This window comes from Duganella sp. 1224, from assembly GCF_013408245.1.
Lineage (GTDB): Bacteria > Pseudomonadota > Gammaproteobacteria > Burkholderiales > Burkholderiaceae_D > Rugamonas.
The window spans coordinates 1-2,572 of the sequence record NZ_JACBYS010000019.1 but is presented as its reverse complement, the minus strand read 5'-3'; the positions used below and the strand labels follow the sequence as shown (position 1 = coordinate 2,572).

The window sequence follows — 2,572 nt, the reverse complement described above, 5'->3', positions numbered from 1 at the left end:
AAGGTTATAGGGACAAGCCGTACGGGCAATTAGTATCAGTTAGCTTAATGCATTACTGCACTTCCACACCTGACCTATCAACGTCCTGGTCTCGAACGACCCTTCAAAGAGCTCAAGGCTCTGGGAAATCTCATCTTAAGGCAAGTTTCCCGCTTAGATGCTTTCAGCGGTTATCTCTTCCAGACTTAGCTACCCGGCAATGCCACTGGCGTGACAACCGGTACACCAGAGGTCTGTCCACTCCGGTCCTCTCGTACTAGGAGCAGCCCCCTTCAAATTTCCAACGCCCACGGCAGATAGGGACCAAACTGTCTCACGACGTTTTAAACCCAGCTCACGTACCACTTTAAATGGCGAACAGCCATACCCTTGGGACCGGCTACAGCCCCAGGATGTGATGAGCCGACATCGAGGTGCCAAACTCCCCCGTCGATATGAACTCTTGGGAGGAATCAGCCTGTTATCCCCAGAGTACCTTTTATCCGTTGAGCGATGGCCCTTCCATACAGAACCACCGGATCACTATGTCCTACTTTCGTACCTGCTCGACTTGTCGGTCTCGCAGTTAAGCACGCTTATGCCATTGCACTATTAGCACGATGTCCGACCGTACCTAGCGTACCTTCGAACTCCTCCGTTACACTTTAGGAGGAGACCGCCCCAGTCAAACTGCCTACCATGCACTGTCCCCGATCCGGATCACGGACCAAGGTTAGAACCTCAAACAAACCAGGGTGGTATTTCAAGGATGGCTCCACGAGAACTGGCGTCCCCGCTTCAAAGCCTCCCACCTATCCTACACAGATTGGTTCAAAGTCCAATGCAAAGCTACAGTAAAGGTTCATGGGGTCTTTCCGTCTAGCCGCGGGTAGATTGCATCATCACAAACACTTCAACTTCGCTGAGTCTCGGGAGGAGACAGTGTGGCCATCGTTACGCCATTCGTGCAGGTCGGAACTTACCCGACAAGGAATTTCGCTACCTTAGGACCGTTATAGTTACGGCCGCCGTTTACTGGGACTTCAATCAAGAGCTTGCACCCCATCATTTAATCTTCCAGCACCGGGCAGGCGTCACACCCTATACGTCCACTTTCGTGTTTGCAGAGTGCTGTGTTTTTATTAAACAGTCGCAGCCACCAGTTTATTGCAACCCGTTCGCCCTACTGAAGTAAATCAGCCAAGCTACAAGGGCGTACCTTTTCCCGAAGTTACGGTACCAATTTGCCGAGTTCCTTCTCCCGAGTTCTCTCAAGCGCCTTAGAATACTCATCTCGCCCACCTGTGTCGGTTTGCGGTACGGTCTCGTATGACTGAAGCTTAGAGGCTTTTCTTGGAACCACTTCCGATTGCTACGCGAACAAGTTCGCTCGTCCCAGCCCCTTGGATTACGTACCCGGATTTGCCTAAGTACCTCCTATGAACCAGAAACTGACTATTCCAACAGTCAGACAACCTTCCGCGATCCGTCCCCCCATCGCATCATACGACGGTGCAGGAATATTAACCTGCTTCCCATCAGCTACGCATCTCTGCCTCGCCTTAGGGGCCGACTCACCCTGCTCCGATGAACGTTGAACAGGAAACCTTGGGCTTACGGCGTGGGGGCTTTTCACCCCCATTATCGCTACTCATGTCAGCATTCGCACTTCTGATACCTCCAGCATCCTTTACAAGACACCTTCGCAGGCTTACAGAACGCTCTCCTACCATATGCTTACGCATATCCGCAGCTTCGGTGACTGGCTTAGCCCCGTTACATCTTCCGCGCAGGACGACTCGATCAGTGAGCTATTACGCTTTCTTTAAATGATGGCTGCTTCTAAGCCAACATCCTGACTGTTTTAGCCTTCCCACTTCGTTTTCCACTTAGCCAATCTTTGGGACCTTAGCTGGCGGTCTGGGTTGTTTCCCTCTTGACGCCGGACGTTAGCACCCGACGTCTGTCTCCCAAGCTCGCACTCACCGGTATTCGGAGTTTGCAATGGTTTGGTAAGTCGCGATGACCCCCTAGCCATAACAGTGCTCTACCCCCGGTGGTGATACTTGAGGCACTACCTAAATAGTTTTCGGAGAGAACCAGCTATTTCCAGATTTGTTTAGCCTTTCACCCCTACCCACAGCTCATCCCCTAATTTTTCAACATTAGTGGGTTCGGTCCTCCAGTGCGTGTTACCGCACCTTCAACCTGGCCATGAGTAGATCATCTGGTTTCGGGTCTACACCCAGCGACTATCGCCCTGTTCGGACTCGATTTCTCTACGGCTTCCCTATCCGGTTAACCTCGCCACTGAATGTAAGTCGCTGACCCATTATACAAAAGGTACGCAGTCACCCCTTGCGAGGCTCCTACTGTTTGTATGCACACGGTTTCAGGATCTATTTCACTCCCCTCCCGGGGTTCTTTTCGCCTTTCCCTCACGGTACTGGTTCACTATCGGTCGATTACGAGTATTTAGCCTTGGAGGATGGTCCCCCCATCTTCAGACAGGATTTCTCGTGTCCCGCCCTACTTGTCGTACGCTTAGTACCACCGGTCTGATTTCGTGTACGGGGCTATCACCCGCTATGGC

The 2,572-nt window shown here is 51.9% G+C and carries 1 rRNA gene; it reads right to left on the bottom strand.

Annotation, left to right across the window (positions count from 1 at the left end):
• Positions 1 to 8 precede the first annotated feature (8 nt).
• Positions 9 to 2,572, bottom strand: a 23S ribosomal RNA gene (locus FHW58_RS27295); the annotation flags it as partial.